The 17,421-nt window shown below is 55.5% G+C and carries 15 protein-coding genes; 14 read left to right on the forward strand and 1 reads right to left on the reverse strand.

Going from position 1 to position 17,421, the window contains the following annotated elements:
- Positions 1–7: 7 nt before the first annotated feature.
- From R3C20_10660 to R3C20_10690, 7 genes are all read left to right on the forward strand, one after another.
- Positions 8–532 (forward strand): hypothetical protein, encoded by a 525-nt coding sequence (locus tag R3C20_10660; protein ID MEZ6040959.1) that lies wholly within the window; start codon positions 8–10, stop codon positions 530–532.
- Between the two features lie 150 nt (positions 533–682).
- Entirely contained in the window at positions 683–1,075 is a 393-nt protein-coding gene (locus R3C20_10665; protein ID MEZ6040960.1) for a GntR family transcriptional regulator, read from the forward strand.
- Positions 1,072–1,974, forward strand: coding sequence for an ABC transporter ATP-binding protein (locus R3C20_10670; protein ID MEZ6040961.1), 903 nt, complete (start codon positions 1,072–1,074; stop codon positions 1,972–1,974). Before R3C20_10665 ends, R3C20_10670 begins: the two co-directional genes overlap by 4 nt.
- Positions 1,975–2,035: 61 nt before the next feature.
- The gene (locus R3C20_10675) at positions 2,036–3,181 is read left to right on the forward strand and encodes a hypothetical protein (protein ID MEZ6040962.1); all 1,146 of its coding nucleotides are present in this window, start codon (positions 2,036–2,038) and stop codon (positions 3,179–3,181) included.
- Positions 3,182–3,189: 8 nt separating this feature from the next.
- Positions 3,190–3,675 carry a hypothetical protein gene (locus R3C20_10680; GenBank protein ID MEZ6040963.1) on the forward strand — a complete coding sequence of 162 codons (486 nt, stop codon included), beginning with the start codon at positions 3,190–3,192 and terminating at the stop codon, positions 3,673–3,675.
- A 93-nt stretch (positions 3,676–3,768) separates the two neighbouring features.
- Entirely contained in the window at positions 3,769–4,044 is a 276-nt protein-coding gene (locus tag R3C20_10685; GenBank protein ID MEZ6040964.1) for a hypothetical protein, read from the forward strand.
- 769 nt (positions 4,045–4,813) lie between these two features.
- Positions 4,814–9,487, forward strand: coding sequence for a GEVED domain-containing protein (locus R3C20_10690; GenBank protein MEZ6040965.1), 4,674 nt, complete (start codon positions 4,814–4,816; stop codon positions 9,485–9,487).
- Positions 9,488–9,505: 18 nt separating this feature from the next.
- Here R3C20_10690 and R3C20_10695 read toward each other — a convergent pair whose 3' ends face one another.
- A complete protein-coding gene (locus tag R3C20_10695; GenBank protein ID MEZ6040966.1) occupies positions 9,506–11,086 on the reverse strand; it encodes a DUF4153 domain-containing protein in 1,581 nt (526 codons plus the stop codon).
- A gap of 288 nt (positions 11,087–11,374) precedes the next feature.
- Here R3C20_10695 and R3C20_10700 point away from each other — a divergent pair, with 288 nt between their 5' ends.
- The 7 genes from R3C20_10700 to R3C20_10730 all read left to right on the forward strand — a co-directional run bounded on the left by R3C20_10700 (position 11,375) and on the right by R3C20_10730 (position 17,383).
- Positions 11,375–11,881: a DUF423 domain-containing protein gene (locus R3C20_10700; protein ID MEZ6040967.1), complete on the forward strand. Its 507-nt coding sequence runs from the start codon at positions 11,375–11,377 to the stop codon at positions 11,879–11,881.
- Positions 11,882–12,063: 182 nt separating this feature from the next.
- The gene (locus R3C20_10705) at positions 12,064–13,611 is read left to right on the forward strand and encodes an MFS transporter (protein ID MEZ6040968.1); all 1,548 of its coding nucleotides are present in this window, start codon (positions 12,064–12,066) and stop codon (positions 13,609–13,611) included.
- Between the two features lie 164 nt (positions 13,612–13,775).
- Positions 13,776–14,585 (forward strand): metallophosphoesterase, encoded by an 810-nt coding sequence (locus R3C20_10710; protein ID MEZ6040969.1) that lies wholly within the window; start codon positions 13,776–13,778, stop codon positions 14,583–14,585.
- The gene (locus tag R3C20_10715; GenBank protein MEZ6040970.1) at positions 14,570–15,760 is read left to right on the forward strand and encodes a homoserine O-acetyltransferase; all 1,191 of its coding nucleotides are present in this window, start codon (positions 14,570–14,572) and stop codon (positions 15,758–15,760) included. Before R3C20_10710 ends, R3C20_10715 begins: the two co-directional genes overlap by 16 nt.
- Complete coding sequence (metW, locus tag R3C20_10720) at positions 15,760–16,440, forward strand: methionine biosynthesis protein MetW (protein MEZ6040971.1); 681 nt, start codon at positions 15,760–15,762, stop codon at positions 16,438–16,440. The genes R3C20_10715 and metW overlap by 1 nt, the downstream gene beginning before the upstream one ends.
- 20 nt (positions 16,441–16,460) lie before the next feature.
- Entirely contained in the window at positions 16,461–16,892 is a 432-nt protein-coding gene (locus R3C20_10725; protein MEZ6040972.1) for a biopolymer transporter ExbD, read from the forward strand.
- Positions 16,893–16,912: 20 nt separating this feature from the next.
- Positions 16,913–17,383 (forward strand): biopolymer transporter ExbD, encoded by a 471-nt coding sequence (locus tag R3C20_10730; protein MEZ6040973.1) that lies wholly within the window; start codon positions 16,913–16,915, stop codon positions 17,381–17,383.
- The last annotated feature ends 38 nt before the right edge of the window (positions 17,384–17,421 follow it).

Consider the following 17,421-nt stretch of genomic DNA (forward strand, 5'->3'; position numbering starts at 1 on the left):
GCCGGCGATGCCCTCGTCTTTCAACCCATATCAGGCTCCGGCCCCCGACGCCCCAACCCTGATTGGTAACCGACCGATCAGAACTCCGTCGTATTTCGCCGTCATGGTTTGCTGTGTGACAACATTGGTAGTCAGCTTCCCCACGACGATAATCACTGGTGAGTACCTGGAACGCTGGCTGCGTTCTGTGCATCCGCACATCGGAAGGCCCCTCGCCAGTTTCGTCGCGATCACTCAGTGCCTACTGATTTATTGTGGTATTCTGAGATCTGCGTTGTCAGCGGCGTTTCGGTCAGTGAACAGGGAAGCCGTTCCTGTCCACTTGGGAAATCCTGCGATTGCAACCCTGACAGTTGCAGTGGCCACGCTGCTGATCGGAGGCTTTCTGGCAGCATTCGTTGGCGGATGGGCGCTCGCCGCGCTGTTTCTTCCTGTTTTTGTTCCGCCGGCTGTCTGTCGAATGTTTCTGCTGTCAATGGTCCGGGAAATCAACGAATCACTCCCAGCGATCCACCCGCCGCAAACGCATTGAGCGGCTGGCCCGTCACGAATTGCCTGCCTTCAGACAGAAAGACCTGCTCCTCGACAGACCCAGGGCAGTCGAAAAATCCTTCAGAATCCCGTTGACAGCAATGACCCAAATTGTACTATTGTGTTAATACACAAGTCAGGAGTCAGAGCTGTGCAGATTCGTATATCTCAGGAAGACGGGACGCCCGTTTATCAGCAACTGGTGACTCAGATCCGGATGCTGGTGGCGTCCGGACGGCTGGAAGAAGGGCAGCAACTGCCGCCCGTGCGCAGGCTGGCGGAGCAGTTGACGATCAATCCCAACACGGTGGCCCGAGCGTACCGCGAACTGGAAACAGCCGGTGTTGTGGTGACTCGGCGAGGTTCCGGGGTGTTTGTTTCGGATGGCACGTCGCCGTTGTCGCGCAAAGAACGGAACCGCCTGCTGAATGAACGCATCGATGCTTTGCTGGCCGAAGCGGTGCAACTGAACTTCGATCTCGAAACGCTGCCGGAACTCGTCCGCCAGCGCAGCCAGACCTTTCGACAGGAGCAGAATTCATGACGTCTCACTGTGATAATGTCGTTCAAATCAGAGAACTCAGCCGCCGCTACGGCAGGAAGCAGGCGCTGGACAACATCACCATGGACATTCCCACTGGTGGTGTGTTTGGTTTAGTCGGCGAAAACGGAGCCGGCAAGACAACTCTGCTGAAACACATTCTGGGGCTGCTGAAAGCCGAACAGGGAACCGTGCAGGTATTCGGCCTGGATCCGGTGAAGCAACCGGAAGACGTTCTGAAGAACATCGGCTATCTTTCGGAAGACCGAGACCTCCCGGAGTGGATGAAAGTGACCGATCTGATTCACTACCACTCCGCCTTCTTTGCGGACTGGGATCATGCCTACGCCGCTGAGCTGCAGCAGATGTTCGAACTGCCGACCAACCAGCGAATTCGTACGTTGTCGCGGGGTCAGTTGGCTCGGGTAGGCCTGCTGCTGGCGATTGCTCACCGCCCGCAAATGCTCGTTCTGGACGAACCGTCGTCGGGACTGGATCCGGTCGTGCGTCGCGACATTCTGGCGGCCATCATTCGCACCGTGGCTGACGAGGGTCGCACAGTCCTGTTTTCGTCTCATCTGCTGGATGAAGTGCAGCGAGTCAGCGATTCTGTGGCCATGCTGAACCATGGAAAAGTATTACTGTGTGGCGACATGGCCGATGTTCAGCGGCAGCATGTCCGGTTCGTCATTCGGCTGGCAACCCCCTCAGTTGAGCCACCGGATATCCCCGGAGCACTAACATGCACCGGAGAACAGAACGAATGGAGCCTGCTGTGCAACGGGCAGGCCGAGGATGCACGTCGCTGGATTCATCAGGCCAACGCAGAGGTTCTGGAACAGACATCAGCCACTCTGGAAGAGATCTTCGTCGCCCGAGTTGCTCAGGCTCGATGCGGGTAGCACCAGAGACATTTGAAGTCGCGGCATTCAGATCATTTTTTGTTCTCAGATCGGGGGACGCATGACGACAACGATTCGAGTTCTCACGTATCACTATCTGAAATTTGCATTGTGGATGTTCCCCGGAATGGTCGCCATGATGGTGCTCGGCCCGTGGGCGATTTCCGGTCTGATGCAGCTGAAGGCTGGTGAGCCGGTGGCCACTCTGTCACCGGACCGGTTGTATTTTACGTTTGTCGGTGTCGGCGGGCTGTTCGCATGGGTTTGCGCCACGACGCCCGGCAGAGAACTATTCGCTAAGTCACGTCTGCACGTTCTGCCGGTTTCCAATCGATTTGCCGGAACATTTCTGTGGCTGGTCCCGACTTTGATTGTGATTGCCTTCATGCTGCTGGTTCAGGCATGTTACATCATGATCTTCGAAGCCCCCTGGCCGGTTGTGACGACTGTTGCCATGACCAGTATCAGCTGCCTGTTGCTGTCGACGCTGGGCACGTGGCTGCAGATATTGAAGCCATGGCGCGTTGTGACCGGAGCCGTTGTGATGGGCCTCTGGGCGTGCTGGATCGCCCTGCATTTCTTTCCCAACGGCTGGCAGCAGCCCTTCCAGCTCTGGCAAAACCTTTCTGTCAGCGACGCGATGATCCTGACTGCAACCTGTATTGCCTGCCGACATGTCCTGATCCGCAGTTTTGCTCAGAATCGCTGCGGCCGGAGCAATCTTCAGGATGTAATTCAGGCCCTGCAGAAAACTCCGCGAGAATTCTTCGATCGGATGACGTCGGCAGTTCAGTCAGATTCTGCTCCCGAAGCGGAGGAGTCGCTGGGCCTGATGAGTCGACAGAATGCCCGAGGTGCCCTGTGGGGGCTGATGGCCGCTGAGTTCATTCTGTCGGCATGTATGCTGAGCATCGTCGTGCTGACAACCGCTTCCCGGCACGATAACGGATCTGCCATCGTGGTCGTCGTGACGGTCATGATATACGGATTTGTCGGCGGATCTTTGCTGGGGCTGGGCATGGGGAATGAGATTCGGAAACAGGGAGCTGTGCGGAACTATTATGGAACATTGCCATTCAGCGATCGCGGCCTGAGCGAACCGCCTGAAATTAGGCTTTGGCGGTTGTCATTGCAGCTGTGGCTGGCGGCTGTTCTGAGCATGGCTGTTCTATTGCTGCTGCTGACAGTCATCCTGAAGCTCTCTTGAACGGTGCGGTGGCCCATCCCGCTCTGACGAATCTCTGGGCTTCTGCTTCTCTCTACAGGCTGATCGTCGCGGCCGGAGTTCTGGCAGTGACGTATCCGGTCACTGGGCGGTGTCGCGTTCTGATGAACCGTTGTTTTCGATCGTGCGATTTCGTGGCTGGTTCCATTCTCACCAGTGTTGGCATGATTGTGGCACTGATGCTGAGCGAATTCTGTGGACCAATCGGTCATCAAATCGCAGAAGTCGGCGGAGTTCTGATGGTCCTCGGCATTCTGTTAACGACGATTCTGCTGTTTCGAAACGCCGTGCGGAAGAATTTGCTGCCCGCTCTTGTTCTGCCAATAGCAATCGGAATTCTGGCTCTCACCGCTGTCGCGTCGCTGCTGGGACCGGGGCTGCATCCGGCCGCCGGACTGTACCTGACCATTGCCGCTCTGCTGCTGTTGCCTCTGCCAGCACTGCCTCTGGCCATTGTCGATAGTCGTCACCGATAGTTCCATATTCCTTCGCGGGAAGCCGCCTCATTGTCCACTCCCGTCTTCACAGGGATACCCGGGAGCACCACCGCGGCGGGCGAACACAATTCCATGTTGTTCAAGAATTGCAAACGCCTGCAGCAAAGTTGCATTTCCGGGCCACGCAAAGGCCACCGGCTTCGGAATGCCGTACTAAGCACAGCGTTCGTCGATTGCGGTCAGCTGTTCTATCAGCTTCAGCACAATCGTATCGCTGATGCCCCGCCGATGCTGATGACGCCAGACGGATTTGTTCAAGACGGCGAACGAATTCATCACCCGGACGTTCATAGTGCTGCAGCGGCATTCTGGTTCGGCAGCACTGGTATGTGTGAGACGGAATCGTGAAACAGGCGTCACATTCTTGGCCACGATACGGCTGTTGATCGCTTCCCGACATGACTTCGACGATCACAACAGGAGCATCCTGGAAAGTCTGATCCTGTGGATTCTGATTGCAGACAAACGGACTGCGAATCCAGAGCAGAGAGGAGAGAAGCATCAGCGATGCCTCGGAATCGGACATCAGCTCATCAACAACCTCGGTGCTGATCTCTTCATGGCTTACAGCAGGAGCACCGTTATCGAACTGCGTCTCATACCATTGCCCGGCTGTGGCACGATACAAATCGATCGGTGAATCGTAACCTGAAAGACCAACCCCAGTCGCATCATTGATGCCGATCTGTGATCTGTGCCGTCGATCCCTGGCCTCAAGCCACCATCAATCTGCAGAACATGAGACACGCAGAAGGCCGTGCCGAATCTCCCGAACAGAGGGCGACGGTCCAACTGGCAGCTCGTTAAGAAAAGCATTCGTCGCTTCAGCGAGGGATTGCTGTCCCCTGAAGGCCTGGGAAGATGTCTCTCGCGTGCACGCGTCAAATGGTCTTTCGGATCGTCTTGAACGACCAGCGATTGTGCAGGACTACGTACTGGGACGAATTCCCGGGTTGCTGAATAAGTCTGCCAGCTTAACGCGGGGAGCTATCCATTTCAGGGCGACACGTTCTGTGACCCAGAGGCGTTTGTAACCCGGGCAAACGTTGCTTTCGCAGGAGAAAGCTGTTCCAATGGCCGCCTGGCGGGCCTGCCACAAATGCCTGGAGAGTTTGCAATGCGCCGCAGTCGACGCAAGAGGATCACCGTAGAACAACTGGAAGTGCGTTGTTTGCTGACGGCATTCGATCCGACGCAGGTAACGACGTTGTCTCCTGAACTCAGTCCGGAGCAGGAGGGCAGCGATTTTGGAATGGCGACAGCCATCGAGGGAAACGTTGCTGTCGTTGGAGCCATGTATGCCGTGTCAGGCACGGACACCGACGTCCGCGGCGGAGCGGCCTTTGTCTACGTCAGGGACGACGCTGGGACTGTGGATCCGCAGGACGATGAATGGCTTTATGCGGCAACGCTTTCCGCTTCGAACCCTGACTCCATCAGCTTTTTTGGGAGTGAAGTTGCAATCAGTGGCGACACCATCGTGGTTGGGGCGTCACAACATCTGAAGTGGGAGGATCAGACCGGAACCATTTTTGTGTTCGACAAGCCCGATGGTGGCTGGTCAGGTGACATCCATGAGAACGCGGTTCTGAAGTGTTCTATCGAAGATACACGTTTTCTTGGCACATCGCTGGCGATCTCGGGCAGCACAGTCGTTTCGACGGTCGAAGTTTGGGAGCAGGCTGCCGATGGACTCCAAACCATCGAATCCGTCGGGGTGATTTTCGAGAAGCCTCCGAATGGCTGGAAAGGTCAGATTTACGAAACGGCGGTACTGCGGCAGGATCCGACCGAAGAAGTGCTGAACTGGACTTCTGTGGATATTGAAGGCGACACCGTCATTATTGGTGGCTTCGATATTCAGCAATCGCCGCAACCTTACGGTGTCAACGTCTTTCGGAAGCCGGAAAGCGGCTGGGGAGGAACAGTCTCTCCATCCGCATTGCTCACTTCCACGATTGCAAATCCTGCCACACCATTTCGCAGCGATGGCTGGCAAAAGAACCTGGTTGCCATTGATGGATCGACGATCGTACTGGGACTTCCGGGTTACTCCGGATCTCATCAGAACGAAGGAGCAGCTCTGGTATTCGTGAGGTCCGGGGACCAATGGCAATCGACGAATACCCATGACAGTCTGTTGCTCAGTTCGGTACCGCAACAGGACAGTTTCCTGGCAGGCGACGTCCAAATTGACGGTAACATCATCCTTCTCACGTCGACGAACTGGTGGAAACGCCCGATTGTTGATCAGGTACGAACAAGCGTGTTTAAAATGCCTGCGAGCGGATGGGTTGGCGAATTAACGGAATCCACCACGCTTGCACCACCAATGGCCTCTGCGTCGGGCGTTTGGCATGTGGCCGTGAGTATCGACAGCGGAACCATTCTGGCTGGAACCGCTGGGACGGACGTGTCCGTCACGGAGAGTGGTTCCGCGTCCATTTATCGCCTCGATGACGTCACACAGCCATCCGCCATTCCGTGGACGCAGGTGTTAACTCCACCTTCAAACGGACGGATGATTGAAGATGTACGCCTTTGGTTCGGCCAGAGCATCGCCATCGAAGGTGACATTGCTGTTGCTGGAACGGGCAACTGGGCCTCAGGCAGATTTAAGAAGGAAGGCGTCGTCTGGGTCTATCAAAAGATCGAGAACGTTTGGACGCGCGTTGCAGAATTGAGGTCTTCACATCCTTTGCCGTTTGGCAGATTTGGTCAAACCGTCGCCATCAGCGGCTCAACCATTGTCGTCGGTGAACCGGCCGACGAACGTCCTGGTGCCGTCTACGTGTTCGAAAGACCAGCCACCGGCTGGAGTGGCACCATCGCTCCAACAGCTCGCCTTAGCGCGGAGGGTCCTGCGATCAGCCGAGCCGGGATGAACGTTGCTGTGGATGGAAACACGGTGGTGGTGGCTGGTTTTCCCGCTGGAGATTCCACGCCGCCTGTGCTGGTGTTCGAACGACCTTCCACAGGCTGGCTGTCCACAACCGCTCCTTCTGCAGTCCTGATGCGTTCGGGAACTCGGTCCCACAGCGGTTTTGGACACAGCATTGCAATCGAGGGAAATACGATTGCCATTTTAAACACGCGAGATTCGTGGGGTTACAACGTCCAGGAACCGTATGATTCTGTGTTCGTCTATGTTCGCCCGAACAATGGATGGACAGGAACCATTCTCGAATCAGCACGACTGGACCCGCCGGAGAACCTTCGCGAAACACTTCGAACGGGATACGACGGCTGGTCAACATCGCGAGTACAAATCAGCGGCAGTCAGATTGTTCTGGGCGTTCCCGCTTCGCCAATTCGGACAGGGACTCAAACATCGGACTACGTCGCCGGGCTGCTATTTGAACGCCCCGCATCAGGATGGCCGGGCTCAGGGGTACCGGCCAGGATGCTGCTGGCGACAAGACCCTCAGGAACTGGAATTGCCGGACCGGTTGTCGCGATGAACGACGACAAAGTATTCATCACGTCATTCGACGATCATACGGTTTCATTCTTTCAAACCAGTCTGGTTTCAGCAGACGGGGAAATCCATGAAGCCGAACAACTGGCAACTCCCTTTGAAACGTCCGCCTGGAATCTTGATACGGATGGCAATTCCCTGCTGATCTCTTATCCGGCCGAATCCGGGAAAGCCTCGCTCACAGGAATCGCTCAGATCACCGGCCTTGTGCGCCAGATGGATTTTGGCGATGCCCCGGATTCCTATCGGACACGATCCGCAGCTAACGGCGCCAGGCATACCGCAACCGGACCATTGCTGGGACGACTTCGCGATGGTGAACCAGACGCGGCTGAAGTTCTGGATGGTTCCTCAGACGACTCCGTTTCGCTGTCTTCCAGCGCGATCGACGATGAAGACGGTGTGAATATCAGATATGTGCACCGGGGTCAGCGCATGGCTGTTCCCTACACAACATCCGGACAGGCCGGTCGGCTGTACGCATGGATCGACTTCAACCAGGATGGTGATTTCGATGACGAAGGCGAACAGATCGCGTTTGGTGATTCGCTGATTGAACCCGGCGAACACGCATTGTTCATTGACGTTCCGGAAGATGTGGTAACAGGCCCTGGTTTTGCCAGGTTTCGAATCTCAACAGACGCTGGACTGGGTGTAGATGGCGCTGCGAATGACGGGGAAGTCGAAGATTACCCCATCACGATTGTCGATGGCGTGCCAGTTGTACTTGAGCCAGGCTCGAATCAGTCGGACAACCGTCCGTTGATGCGCTGGACACAGCCGAATGGATTAACGCATTACGAACTGTGGATGACAAAGCTCTCCACAAACACGCCGGTTTTTCAGAACCTGTTTGTTGAAGGAACGTCCTTTCAACCCGCGACCCCGCTGGCGGTGGGTCGTTACGCGCTCTGGGTCCGATCAGTCAGCAGCGAAGGAAATCGTTCCCCCTGGAGCGAACCGAAAGTTTTTCGGATCGACACGGCTCCCATCGTGAAAGTGCCGGGCCCTGTCGTGGGGCTCCGGCCGCAAATTCAATGGCAGCCGCTTTCCGGCGCAGTCACCTATGAAATCTGGATCGACAACCTGACGATGGGACGCCGTCAACTCTATGCGACCAGCGTGTCCGGGTCAGCAATCTCGTTTATCCCGGATGCACCTCTGCCGGCAGGGACCTATCGGTACTGGGTACGTGCTATTGATGCGGGCAACCAGGCGACTCAGTGGTCAGCCCCGCAGCAGTTCACCATTCGAGTTCCGTTTTACGCACCGCAAATTGATACGCTTGCCGATCGCCCGGAGATCACGTGGGTTGACACCGCCGCTGACGAATATGAAGTGTATTTTCAGGAACAGGGCCAACCGTTTCAGATATACCGCGTGCAAAGTCATCGATGGGTTCCCGGACACGATCTGGCGCCAGGGCGGCACTTTATCTGGGTCCGACCGGTGGATGCGCTGGCCAGGCGGTCGTTCGCCTGGAGTCAGCCTTTGATCGTGTCGACCAATGGCAGACCACGTCTGAAGAGCCCCGCGGGCATCACCGGTTCCTCGACGCCTCAGTTCTCCTGGTATCCTGTTGAGGGAGCCGTTCGTTATTCGATCCAGATCCGGAATGCTCGCACGGACACGCCGGTGTGGACTGCAGACGATGTCACACAGACGAACCATTCACCACCGATGATTTTTGAAGACGGCGACTATCAGTTCTGGGTGCAGGCAATCGCAGCTGATGGCCGCAGGGGTTGGTGGAGCCCGACCGGCAATTTCTCTGTCACAGCCGCCAGCGTTGAACTTCCCGTCAACAACATCCGGGTTTCATTGCAACAATCAGGCCAGCCTCTGCTAACGTGGACAAAAGCCCCGAACATGTTGCTGTTCGATGTCTTCCTCACAGACGGTTTTCGAGTCATGACCCGAAACTCCCTGCCCTCATCGAGCTTCGCTCCGGACGAAACCCTTGACACGGGAACATGGACGTTCTGGGTTCGAGCGATGTCGACGGATGGCCGACGCGGAGCGTGGTCGCAGCCTTTTCGATTTACGGCAGACGACTATACGGTCCTGGAGCAGACGAACACCGTTGGCAGCGTCCCTCAACTCTCGTGGCTGCCGATCATCAATGCGGTCAGGTATGAAGTTTTCATCCAGCACATGGAAACGCTTACGGTGACGAAGATGAGCGTCTACACGAGCACGACCAGTGTTCCATCCGTCCTTGGGTCGGGACGTTATCGGGTTTGGGTGCGTTCGATCAGCCTGTCGGGCGATTACGGCTTGTGGAGCCAGCCAGTGACAGTCGACGTGATTTAGCGTGAATTTTTAACGGCCTCACCACCACTGCATTGCGTACTCGCGAAAGCGTTGACGTTTTAATGCGAGTTCTGAGGGTGAATTTCCAAGTTCAAGAAGGTCCGGTACGGCGGACTTCAGTGCCTGAATGGCCCTTTCACGCCCCAGTTGCGTTGAGGTCCAGTGCCGGTCATTCGGCTCTTCAGCGATCAGACGGTTCAGCCGTTCGGCAAGCAGACTTTGTACGCCTTCACGAATGAGCGTATCCTCACATTCCAGCAGTGGCAGCAACTGAGGCAGCGCGTCGACACTCATGGGGTGTTCGCTGATCTGCACACTTGGCGCCAGGGAACCGTTCATTATACGTGTGACGTTATAGCGGTGGGCCAGCAGATCCACCGGCATCAGAGCCATCAGATAGACAGCAAAACCGGGCACCCAGAGTTGCCGCCGAATCAACCAGGCAAAGTTCTTCTGTCTGCGAATCTTGATCAGCACCAGAACAAAGCCGACGACGACAGCGCTGATTCCCAGGAGGCCGACGACGCGCATGCGGGTCATTCCATTGAAGCCCACATAAATCCACAGGCGATTGTAGACGGATGCGGCGAGAAGAAGATTCAGCGCCGACCATATCCAGGCGAGCCTTCGAAGCTGACCAATGCGAGTATCGCTTAACATGGCTCCCCGAAAAATCAAAGAAAGCATGACTGTTGCCAGAGCCAGTGCTACGGTCAGCCAGGCGGCTCCCTCGTGAGCGTAGCCCGAATAATGAAACCCTTCCGGGAAGACTCGAAACCAGAGTGTCCGAAATTCAAAGCTCAGGTAACCGGCAAACATAACAATCAGAGTGATCAGGGTATTCCGAAAGGCACTGAACAGTGGATGTGGTGATGGCTGATCAACGTCATCCCCGGTTGAAGGTTGTTCCTCCGTTGCAGATCCGACAAGCGGGCGCAGCAGACCCGCGGTCAGCCAGATCACCAGCCCCCAAAACAGAATCTCAGCGAAGGAAAACTTCCAGAGGAAACGACCTGCGGCCTCAAGAAAATCGGCCAGGTGTCTGGAAACGTTACCAATGAGATCAGGGTTCGCAAGAAGGAAGACGATCCCGAATATGAACGCGCTGATTACGGGCAGAGCGACCGTCAGACTTTGGCCGGGTTGTCTGCGATCAACCGGGGCCAGCACTTTCTCTCGCCAGGTCTGCTCAATGCCATTCAGCATGTCGTATCCAGCGGGAATCACACCTGCGATGAAAACGAATGACTCTAACAGAAATGGAATAGACCCCTGTGCCAGCATCAAAGCGGCGTTCATCAGCCAGAAGGCAATCAACAACTGCACCGGGCCGCCACTCCACAGCATGCTCAGGCAAAGCGCCAATAACATGACCAGGATAAGACACAAGGCTGCTGAGACCTGCAAAGGTTTGTCACGGCTTGACTTGTGAGCCAGCAGAAGCGCGATCGTGGCAATGGGAAAGAAGGTCGCGGGCCCGGCAAATCCATGGCTGCGATAAAGAAGCACATCCGCCAGAGCTGTGACGCCGGCTACGACAATCCAGAGGAACGGATGGTAGACGTCCTGCGTCTTCGATTTGGGGAATTGCGTGGTCATCGAAGCTCCTGACACAGAGGGCAGACCACTGGAAGTCCGTGGCTCGCCGGGATGACTTGCATACGAAAGGAGACCGAAGGGATACCAGCAGAATCTCCCTGATAGTGAAATTTGTCTAACAATTCTGTGAGAAGTGACGACGCCTGGATTGGTCAACTTCTGCAGCAAGCGCAAGATAATCGCGACGGCAGGCGACACGACCCGGCGGGCTGGTGGGATGCAGGGTCGATATTCGTTGACCGCACATTGAATGAAACGCAAATAGAAACGGTAGTACAGGATTCAAAAATGACAGCTCGCAGCACACTCACACTGGCGGCGATATTCGGTTTTCTGGCGGTACTGCTGGGGGCGTTTGGTGCTCACGGTTTGAAGGATTCAGGATTCCTTGAAAAGAAGTACCAGGACGTGGAAGCGAAGAACTACGCGGGCCTCATGATTCCGGCCAGTCATAAATACATGCTCGATTTTGAAACCGGTGTGCGCTATCACATGTGGCATGCACTCGCGCTTGGGCTCACGGGATTTCTGATGCGATTTCGTACTGGCCACGGGGGATCCTTAAATGTGGCGGCGGGTGCGTTTACAGCAGGGGTCGTTCTGTTCTCCGGATCCCTGTATGTGCTGGTGATCGGTGGTCCGAAATTTCTGGGAATCCCGTGGGGTAAGGTCGCGCCGATTGGTGGGACGTTGTTGCTCGTGGGCTGGCTGAGTCTTGCGTGGGCAGCATGTTGTTGTCCACAGGTCGACCGGGGAGACGGGCAACCCAATGGCGGCCCGGCATGCGGCTTCTGACGGTCCGGACCAGAGAAATCGGCATCCCGCTCACACACCGACAGGCCTGAACTGGTCGAAACAAGCGGTTTTTGGGCTGTTTTTGCGGCTTGAAGTTCATCTTCGCTGCACAGAAACGGTATAAGCCTCTTCTCTCCTGTTCCATTGCCATCCCATGAACCTTCCTGTGAAACGGTAAATCCATGAGCGACTCAGGTCCGCAGTCTGGTGCTTCGGAAACGAAGCAGGCGAGCAAGTTTTCACAATATATGACGCTGCTTGCGGCCCTTCTGGGCTGGTTGTTCGACGGCTTCGAGATGGGACTGTTCCCCCTGATTGGAACCCCTGCCCTGAAGGATCTGCTTGGATCAGGCTCACCCGAATCGGACGCGGCCAGTTGGTTCGGTGCCATCATCGCCGTTTTTCTTGTGGGTGCCGCCAGTGGTGGTGTTCTGTTTGGATGGCTGGGAGACAAGATTGGACGTGTCCGAGCCATGTCGCTGAGCATTTTCACATACGCGATTTTCACCGGGCTTTGCGGCTTTGCGACGGAAGCATGGCATATTGCTGTTCTGCGGTTCGTCGCATCATTGGGCATGGGTGGCGAATGGTCTCTGGGCGTCGCGCTGGTCAACGAAATCTGGCCGGGTAAATCCCGGGCCTTCATCGCAGGCCTGATCGGTGCTGCAGCGAATGTCGGGTTTCTTGCAGTGGCATTGCTCAGCATGGGGCTCACGGGTTTCATCGAGAGCATTCATACACTCTTGCTGAACATCGGACTGTCTGAAGAGGCGACTGCAAGTCTGCTGCAGAACTCTGCCTGGCGATTCCTGATGATTTGCGGCGCATTTCCGGCATTGCTGATCTTCCTGATCCGACTGTTTGTTCCTGAATCCTCCCGATGGGAAGAAGAACATGCGAAGGGTACAACATCGAACTGGCAGAACGCGGATCTTGGTGGCGTGCTGATTGGCTGCCTTGCCGCGATCGGCATCATAGCTGCATGGTCACCCATGGGTGCCAATCTGAGTGTCGCTCTGAAGATTGTGATCACGCTTGGTGGCCTGGCGATTGCGTTAGTGGGCTATCTCTACCCCGTGCGAAAATACCTTGAGCGATCGATTGCTGGTGGTTCGCTCGGATCCGAGCAAAAGAAGCGAGTTCTCGGTCGCATGATGCTTGGAGCGGGCCTGGCGGGCGTTTCTTTGCTGGGCACGTGGGGTTCAATTCAATGGGCACCGCGATGGGCCGCTCAGTTGCAGCCAAACACAGAAACCGTCAAGTACTACGCCAAGGAGTACACACAGATCGCGACAGCCATTGGAGCAATCGTCGCCACCATTGTTGCACCCGTAGCGGCCGGGATGTACGGACGTCGGATCACCTACACCACGATGTGTCTGGCTTCGATCGCTGCGGCTCTTTACTTTTATAATGGCGTCAATGTTTTTGGAACGCATTTTCTGGTCGCCGCCTTCTTTGCGGGCGGGATCACGGCCTCGTTTTATGGGTTCTTTCCGCTGTATTTCCCCGAACTGTTTCCCACGGCAGTCCGGGCAACGGGCCAGGGATTTTCTTTCAATTTCGGGCGAATTGTGGCGGCTGTAGGAGGATTGCAAACCGCAAACCTGATTAAAGCCTTCGATGGCAACTTCCCGAAAGCCGGTTCGGTGATGGCGGTCATCTACCTGGTTGGCGCTGTGATTATCTGGTTCGGCCCGGAAACTGGCGGACTCGACCACAACGACTAAGTGGCTGCCCGGGTGTTGGGAAAAGTCTGCAGCAGAAGGTGAGTTTGTCAGGCTGGTTGTTAGACTACCCGGGGATTCTGCGTGAATCTTCATCAGAAGTTCTGACCGGATGAGCGTCGGAGCCAGCTTCGTCTTTCCTCAACTCTATTCGACATCTGTTTGATATGGCGTCTACTCCGACAAGGATTGATGGGCCGGTAGCGGTCATCGGTGATGTCCACGGCCAAACTGACAAGCTGCGTCGAATCATCGCGCAGCTCGCCAGGCTGCCGGATATTCAGAACCGATGGATCGTCTTCATTGGCGATCTGGTGGATCGAGGCCCGGATCCGGCAGGGACAGTTCAGCTTTACTGCGATCTTGCCGCGCAGCACAAGAAGGTCACCTGGGTCTGCGGAAATCACGAACTGGCGATGGCCGGATCGCTCGGCCTGTTCGAGGTGCCGGAGTTTTTGGATTTTCGGGGTCGCTGGATTGCCCACTATGATTCGCACACGACCTTCGAATCCTACGGAGCAAAGCCGGGCAGCCTGACGGATTTGCGAAACTGCATGCCTGACGAACACAAGACCCTGATGGCAGATTTGCCATGGAGTGTCGAGCATTCGGATTATTTCTTTGTGCATGCAGGATTGGATCGCAATCTACCGTTTGACGTGCAAATTCGCATCCTGCGCGAACGTGACTACACTCTCTCCCATCCTCCCTGGCTGTATTCAAAGGACTTTATTACCATCGGTCCCCCGATGGATTCTCCGGTCACGGTCGTTCTGGGACATGTTCCCGTGCCATCGGTCCGGTTCGGCAATGGAATGATTGCCACCGATACAACTGGTGGTGTTGGGGGTGATCTCAGCTGCGTGCTGCTGCCGGAGAATGTCGTTCTGACATCTGCTCAAACGCCCCAGAAGATGGCGGCCCCGCAGGGGCCACACGGACCTCGTCGAAAGAAAAGCTGGTGGAAACCCTGGTAGAAGCCGACGGTACATCGCCTGCGTTTCATGAACACTCGGTAGGATTGACAAGCACCCGCTTGATGCAATTGTTTTCCGAGCAGGAGCCTCTGCGTCTTGCCTGTGGCGCGCAACTCGGACCCATTACAGTTGCATACGAAACCTACGGCAGCCTGAATGCTGATGCCTCCAATGCCATTTTCGTTTGCCACGCGCTGACAGGCGACGCTCACGCGGCCGGATATCATTCCAGCGAAGATCGCAAGCCAGGCTGGTGGGATGGATTTATCGGCCCGGGCAAAGGAATCGACACCAACAGGTACTACGTCATCTGTGCCAATGTTCTCGGCGGCTGTCAGGGAACAACTGGTCCGGGGTCTTTGAATCCTGCGACTGGAAAGCGGTTCTGCCTGGACTTTCCGTTCCTGACAGTTGCAGACATTGTCTCTGTACATTCGAAGCTGGTGGAATCGCTGGGGATTCGACAGCTTCTGGCCGTTGTGGGCGGCAGTCTTGGTGGCATGCAGGTATTGCAATGGACGGTTCAGTTCCCGAATCAGGTCAAGTCGGCTGTTGTGCTGGCATCAGCACCCAAACTGGCGGCTCAGGGGATCGCTTTCAACGCCGTCGGGCGTCGAGCAATATACGCTGACACAGGTTTTTGTAATGGCGACTATTACGATTCCGAAGGACCGCGTTACGGCCTGGCCCTGGCACGCATGGTGGCTCACATCACCTATCTGTCCGAAGATTCGATCGAACTGAAGTTTGGGCGAAGGCTTCAGGACAGCGACCGATTTGCGTTCAGTATGCAGAAGGAAACGGAGTTTCAGATCGAAAGCTATCTGCATTATCAGGGCAAACGGTTTGTCCAGCGGTTTGACGCAAACAGCTACCTGTATTTGACCCGTGCGATGGACTATTTTGATCTGTCGGACGGACATGCGACTCTGGCGGACGCCCTGCGGAATGTGAAAGCCCGATTTCTGGTGGCTTCCTATGATACGGACTGGCTTTTTCCAACCGGACAAAGCCGCGACCTGGTGACATCGCTGCTGGAAGTTGGCAAACACGTTTCGTTTGTCGAACTGTTGTGCCCCTTCGGGCATGATTCCTTCCTGATTGACATCGATCCTCTGGCACAATTGGTGTCACCATTTCTTCAACAGACCATGAAGGCATCGCAGGTCGATTAATGTCAGGACCCGCTCGCTACCAAATGCCCGACGCATCCGTTCAATTGACGGATGAACTGATCATGCAGCACATTGATCAGGGAAGCCGCGTCATCGACCTTGGCTGCGGCGATGGCCGCCTGATGCAGCGCCTGCGTGACGAGATGGGTTGCGTGGTTCAGGGCGTGGATGTCGAACACTCGAATATCATTTCCGTTATCGGACGAGGCCTGCCAGCGATCGAGGCAGATCTGAACGAAGGCCTGATCGACGTCCCGGATTCCTGCTTCGACTTCGCGGTACTCAGCCAGACGCTGCAGCAGGTGCAAAAACCAAAGCTGCTGCTGATTGAAATGCTGCGAGTCGCACGTCGCGCGCTGATTGTCGTACCGAACTTTGGACACTGGCGGGTTCGTTTTGAAGTGCTGCTTCGCGGGCGAACCCCTGTCACAAGAACTTTACCCTACGAATGGCACGAGACACCAAACCTGCATTTCATGTCGATGCGGGACTTTCGAGAATTGATGGCAAGTATTGGGCTTCGAATTGTTAAAGAAACACCGATAGTGAATGGCCAGGCTCGAGATCAGTTACCAGCTGCCAATTTGAGAGCTGACAGCGTTTTCTATCTGCTGGAACGACAGCTTCCCCGTGCCCGGAAAGACAGCCACACCCAAGAAACGGATGGTTCGCTCGGCTGAAATGGAGTACTGTCCGACGTATGCGTTTGCCATCAAATACAAATCAGCGATCACCTTTGCGTTTCAATATCACGCCGCTGATTGACGTGGTGTTCCTGCTGATCATTTTTTTCCTGGTGGCCAGCCACTTTGTTCGAAACGAACAATCGGAGCCTGTCCATTTGCCTGCAGCAGGACAGGCAGAAAACGATGCAGAACCCGTCCGGTTTCGACTAACAATTACCATCGACCGGACGGGATTGTTTTTTGTGGCAGGCGAACAACAGGAAGCAGCCGACGTCCTGCGGCAGATTGAAGACCTGAAACGGAACGCCACGGAAGAAGGTGAAGTCCCAGAGGTTCGTATCCGAACAGATCGTGAGTCTGAATATCGTCACGTGCGAATGCTGCTGGAACAATGCGCATCTCTTGGTATTCGAACCGTACGATTTGCCGTCACTGTCGAGGCATAACCTGAACGAAGCAGCAGTCGATGAGAGTCCCTTTTCACAGCAACCGACGCAGTTCACTGGATGGTGAAGCGATGACGCCAATGATTGACGTTGTCTTTTTGCTTCTGGTGTTCTTCGTCTGCGCATCGATCGGTCAACGACCGGACCAGCTGTTACCGGCGGCCCTGAACTCCGGCACGACAGAATCTGACACAGAAATACCAGATACTGTCGAACCAACACCGTGGGATCACCAGCAGGTACGCATTCATCTTGCTATCGATCCGGCTCGCGCAACTTCTGCCGTGGTACGGTTAAACGAACAGCCCATTGAAGGCATGAACGAACTAAGCGAGCGGCTTCGGCGATTGGCACAGATCGATCCGAAATCGCCTGTTATCCTGGATGTCGACGATGATGTTCAGATTCAGAACTTCATCAGCATCTATGACCTCTGCCAGTCGCTGGATTTTGAAACCATTAACTTTGCGACGCGCATCAAGGTCGACTGAAAACGAAACCCATCTATCATCGAGGGCTTGATGCCCCT

The organism is Planctomycetaceae bacterium (assembly GCA_041398825.1).
GTDB lineage: Bacteria > Planctomycetota > Planctomycetia > Planctomycetales > Planctomycetaceae > F1-80-MAGs062.

Coding starts and splice junctions, on each gene's coding strand:
- R3C20_10705 (MEZ6040968.1), top strand. CDS start 12,064: ATGAGCGACTCAGGTCCGCAGTCTGGTGCTTCGGAAACGAAGCAGGCG.
- R3C20_10725 (MEZ6040972.1), top strand. CDS start 16,461: ATGCGTTTGCCATCAAATACAAATCAGCGATCACCTTTGCGTTTCAAT.
- R3C20_10700 (MEZ6040967.1), top strand. CDS start 11,375: ATGACAGCTCGCAGCACACTCACACTGGCGGCGATATTCGGTTTTCTG.
- R3C20_10710 (MEZ6040969.1), top strand. CDS start 13,776: ATGGCGTCTACTCCGACAAGGATTGATGGGCCGGTAGCGGTCATCGGT.
- R3C20_10730 (MEZ6040973.1), top strand. CDS start 16,913: ATGAGAGTCCCTTTTCACAGCAACCGACGCAGTTCACTGGATGGTGAA.
- R3C20_10690 (MEZ6040965.1), top strand. CDS start 4,814: ATGCGCCGCAGTCGACGCAAGAGGATCACCGTAGAACAACTGGAAGTG.
- R3C20_10675 (MEZ6040962.1), top strand. CDS start 2,036: ATGACGACAACGATTCGAGTTCTCACGTATCACTATCTGAAATTTGCA.
- R3C20_10670 (MEZ6040961.1), top strand. CDS start 1,072: ATGACGTCTCACTGTGATAATGTCGTTCAAATCAGAGAACTCAGCCGC.
- R3C20_10660 (MEZ6040959.1), top strand. CDS start 8: ATGCCCTCGTCTTTCAACCCATATCAGGCTCCGGCCCCCGACGCCCCA.
- R3C20_10685 (MEZ6040964.1), top strand. CDS start 3,769: ATGTTGTTCAAGAATTGCAAACGCCTGCAGCAAAGTTGCATTTCCGGG.
- metW (MEZ6040971.1), top strand. CDS start 15,760: ATGTCAGGACCCGCTCGCTACCAAATGCCCGACGCATCCGTTCAATTG.
- R3C20_10695 (MEZ6040966.1), bottom strand. CDS start 11,086: ATGACCACGCAATTCCCCAAATCGAAGACGCAGGACGTCTACCATCCG.